Source organism: Chitinophaga sp. (assembly GCF_036569185.1).
GTDB lineage: Bacteria > Bacteroidota > Bacteroidia > Chitinophagales > Chitinophagaceae > Chitinophaga.
In genome coordinates this window covers 1-4,286 of sequence record NZ_DATCRD010000063.1, presented here as the reverse complement: position 1 = coordinate 4,286, position 4,286 = coordinate 1, and the positions used below count along the sequence as shown (strand labels likewise).

General features: G+C 47.4%; 4 protein-coding genes and 1 pseudogene. 3 read left to right on the top strand and 2 right to left on the bottom strand.

Features of this window, described 5'->3' with window-relative positions; translation table 11 throughout:
* Window positions 1–217: pseudogene (locus VIM72_RS04610) on the top strand (hypothetical protein); the annotation flags it as partial.
* A gap of 46 nt (window positions 218–263) precedes the next feature.
* On the opposite strand, the gene gltX reads toward VIM72_RS04610, so the two are convergent.
* The gene (gltX, locus tag VIM72_RS04605; protein WP_332001692.1) at window positions 264–1,793 is read right to left on the bottom strand and encodes a glutamate--tRNA ligase; all 1,530 of its coding nucleotides are present in this window, start codon (window positions 1,791–1,793) and stop codon (window positions 264–266) included.
* 149 nt (window positions 1,794–1,942) lie between these two features.
* Between gltX and VIM72_RS04600 the strand changes: the two genes are divergently transcribed.
* Complete coding sequence (locus VIM72_RS04600) at window positions 1,943–2,566, top strand: polysaccharide deacetylase family protein (protein ID WP_332001691.1); 624 nt, start codon at window positions 1,943–1,945, stop codon at window positions 2,564–2,566.
* Window positions 2,567–2,662: 96 nt separating this feature from the next.
* Here VIM72_RS04600 and VIM72_RS04595 read toward each other — a convergent pair whose 3' ends face one another.
* Window positions 2,663–3,574, bottom strand: coding sequence for a hypothetical protein (locus VIM72_RS04595; RefSeq protein WP_332001690.1), 912 nt, complete (start codon window positions 3,572–3,574; stop codon window positions 2,663–2,665).
* Window positions 3,575–3,678: 104 nt separating this feature from the next.
* On the opposite strand from VIM72_RS04595, the gene VIM72_RS04590 reads away from it, so the two are divergent.
* Window positions 3,679–4,286, top strand: a 608-nt coding sequence (locus tag VIM72_RS04590) for a TatD family hydrolase (protein ID WP_332001689.1), incomplete at its 3' end; no start/stop codon positions are given.

Sequence of the window (4,286 nt, the reverse complement as noted above, 5' to 3'; positions counted from 1 at the left end):
TACAAGATTGGAATTATCCCCGATGGCTACCGCTATCGGAGCCTCTGCATTATTCCGCTCACTTCGCAAAAAAGGCATCACCATCCGTAAAAGCAACGACTGCGTAATTGCATTTTACGCAATAAGTTTTGAACTGGAAGTAGTCCATAACGACAGCGACTTTGAGCTGATCAGCACCCACTCGGAATTAAAAACCTGGAAAAATAATGAAGGCTAAACGACTCATCACCGTTTAGCCTTCATCTATTTAACAACTAACAATCCTACTTAAACGCTTCCAGCCCTTTTGCAATACGGGAACGGGTTTCCGCTGTACCCAGGGTGGCTACGATATCAAACACGGGAGGCCCGAATTTTCCGCCGGTCAGCATAATGCGGAATGGCAACTGCACATCTCCCATTTTGAGATTCTTTTCCGCTGCCAGTGCTTTGAATGCAACTTCCAGTTCGGCTGCCGGCGCGGCAGACAGCGACTCCAGCTGTTCAGACCAGGTTTGGAAAAACGCCTCTTTATCAGCATTCCATTTTGGCTTTACCGCCGCTTCATCATAGCTGCCCGGGCTTTGGAAGAAGAAAAATCCATGGTCCCATATCTCGTTCACAAAGTAACAACGCTCCTTTACAAGCCCCGCTACAGTGGCTACATAAGCGGGATCTGCTGTAATGCCTTTCTCGTCAAGCACCGGCCGGAATAAGGCAGCCAGGCTTTCATTGTCTTTGTGATGAATATACTGGTGGTTAAACCACTTTGCTTTTTCGAAATCGAATTTAGCACCGGCCTTATGTACACGTTCCAGGGAGAACTTTTGTATCAGCTCATCCAGGGAAAATATTTCCTGTTCTGTACCATCATTCCAGCCGAGCATAGCCAGCATATTGATGAATGCTTCCGGCAGGAAACCGCGCTCACGGAAGCCTTTGGTCACTTCCCCTGTGTTGGGGTCTGTCCAGTTCATGGCGTATACGGGGAAGCCTAAACGATCACCGTCACGCTTGCTGAGCTTACCATTACCGTCTGGTTTCAGGATCAGGGGCAGATGGGCCCATTGGGGCATGTCCGCTTCCCAGCCCAGGAACTTCCATAGCAACAGGTGCACCGGCGCAGATGGCAGCCACTCTTCGCCGCGGAAAGCATGGGTTATTTTCATGAGATAATCATCTACCACCACGGCAAGGTGATAAGTAGGCATACCATCTGCTTTCAGCAAAACTTTATCATCTACCTGCGAAGTATGAAAGGTCACTTCTCCCCGAACCAGGTCGGTAAAAGTGATATCTTCATTGGCAGGCATATTTATACGGATCACATGTGGTGTATTCTTCGCCAGCAGGTCCTGTACTTCCGCATCCGGGAGGGTAAGGGAATTACGCATTTTTTCCCTCACTATATGGTTATATTGGGGAGATGGATTCTCCGGCGTTTTCAGGCGCTCGCGCATACTCTCCAGTTCTTCCGGGGTATCGAAAGCGTAATAGGCATGCCCTGCTTTTACCAGCTGCTCTGCATATTGGCGGTACAGCTGTTTCCGCTCACTCTGGCGGTAAGGGGCATACGGGCCGCCTGCTTCCGGGCTTTCGTCGGGAGTAAGGCCACACCAGCGCAAACATTCATTGATGTATTCCTCTGCTCCGGGAACATAGCGGGTCTGGTCTGTATCTTCTATACGCAGTATAAAATCGCCTTTATGCTGCTTCGCAAATAAATAGTTGAACAATACAGTGCGCACACCTCCAAGATGTAAGCCACCAGTAGGACTGGGCGCAAAACGCACTCTTACTTTTTTGTGATCCATAGGCCGCAAAGATAAGGATTTCGTATTTAGCTGAAAGTGATTGTAACAGGAGATACCGGGAAGATTAAAATTTTTTAATGCGAAGTGGTGCTACAGGACATTAAGTATATTGCAGTGGTAAAAGCTCATCGCTAAAAGCCAAAGGCTATATGTTCTATCTTACCAAAACTCCCGGCATCCTGAAAGCCTTATATAAAAGCTGTGTCTGGAATCTTTCCCCGGCAGGCAATAAGGTATATCTTACTTTCGATGATGGCCCACATCCCCAGGCAACGCCCTTTGTGCTGGAACAGCTGGCAAAATTCAATGCCAAAGCCACTTTCTTCTGTATCGGGAAAAATGTGCTGGAACATCCTGCCATTTACCAGCAGATCCTGGAAGCAGGCCATACCACCGGCAATCACACCCATGATCATCTGAACGGATGGAAAACCAATACCGGGAAATATATTGAAAACGTACTGGAAGCAGCGAAATACATTGCTTCACCTTTATTCAGGCCGCCCTATGGCAGGATCACGCCCTTCCAGATCAGGCAGATCAGGGATAAGATACCCGGCGCCAGAATTATTATGTGGGACATTCTCAGTGGTGACTTCGATACGCAGATCAACGGGGAAGCCTGTGTACAAAACGTGGTATTCAAATTACAGCCCGGGTCTATCGTCGTATTTCACGACAGCGCCAAGGCCTGGGACCGGCTGGAGTATGCGCTGCCACGGGTGCTTGAGTATTGCAGGAAGCAAAAATTTGAAGTAGCTGCTATTTTATAATAAATAACTGTGGCTGATAAAATGCTACGCCTGTTGCCGGTAGAAAAGCCGGGGCTAAACAGTAGCATTTTATCAGCTACAGTTAAACAGTTTGTTTTATAACTGGATCTGTTTTGTTTTATCTCCAACGGTAATGGTAACAGGATCAGTACATTTACCATTTCCATAATCAACTACTCCTGTTACCTTATCAAATTCAACTTTCAGTTTTCCTTTCACGAAGTGCCCGCAGTCGTACACTTTTACCAGCGGCTCCTGTGTTGTGAAAGTAGCGGTAACGCCGGTTACAGGCCCTTTTTCATAAGAAATGCTGGCATTACCTTCCACTGCATATACATCATCAGAAGGATTCAGCAGAGGGGCTACCGGGTCAAACCCTGCTGTTTGTTTAATCGTTCTTTTGCTGGCATAATTGATCACTACCGTATCGCTCAGCACTACTTTTCCACCGGTTAATTCAGTAGTATACCGGATACCGGCTGTTGGGCTGTAGCTTACACCGCTGATCTTAAAAAGGCCTGTTATTGATTTTCCGTTGAGCTTATAGCCAGTCGGTTCCACTGTAATAGTAGAAGCAGGATTAAACAACGGGCCACTAAAAGTAACATTCAATACACCACTGCGGTACACGCCATACCTGTCGAGACAGGATTCGCCAAAGTCGATCACCACCTTTTTAGGCCATTGATCGGGATTGGTGGCATCCAGCAGCTCTGCTACAGGGCAGGAAGTTGCTACTGCATTGACTAACGCATTATTCGCATCGGCCCTGCGCGCGGTAAACAGCCCCTGTGTAACGGCTACTTCCGCCACTGTTTCAAAAAGCCCGCTGTACATAGCGCTGGCAGCCGCTTCATGTTGTGCAGCGGCAATAGTGTTATTATCAGGCTGGTTATTCGGTGCAGTATCTGTGGTTACTTCCTTTTTACAGGCGAAAAAAATGGTGACAACCGCCACGCCGGCGATAGTCAGCGCCAGCACACGATTTGTACTGAAATAGCTTTTCATAGTTTAGGTTTTATTAGCAATTAGGTTTTCCGGTCTTTACCTTTGCAGTAATAAAGATACCGTTTAAATATTAAAAAAATTACAAATTCAATAAAATAATTATTATGCTTTGGATAGATACCCACACGCACCTTTATTCCGAAGAATTTGAAGCCGACCGGGAGGAGATGGTAGCGCGGGCCATAGCAGCAGGAGTAGATAAACTGTTTTTGCCGAATATAGATGAAAGCTCTGTTGATGGGATGCTGGCGCTGGAAGCAAAGCACCCGGATCATATTTACGCCATGATGGGCATACATCCCTGTTATGTAAAAGAAGCCGTGGATGAGCAGCTGGACCTGGTAAGAGCCTGGTTGCAGCAACGGCCATTCCGGGCCATCGGTGAAATAGGGCTGGACTTCTATTGGGATAAATCCCTGTTGGTTCAGCAATATAAAGCCTTCCAGGAGCAACTGATACTGTCGAGAGAGTATAACCTTCCCGTGTCCATTCACAGCCGGGAAGCCACACGGGAATGCATCAACGAAGTAAAGGCCTTGCAGGATGGCCGCCTGAGCGGGGTATTCCACTGCTTTTCAGGAACCCTGGAGGAGGCAAAGGAAATCATTGACCTGGGCTTTTATCTCGGCATAGGCGGTGTGGTTACTTTTAAGAAGTCGGGCCTGGATAAACTACTGGAAGAAATAGACCTGGCGCACATTGTAATGGAAAC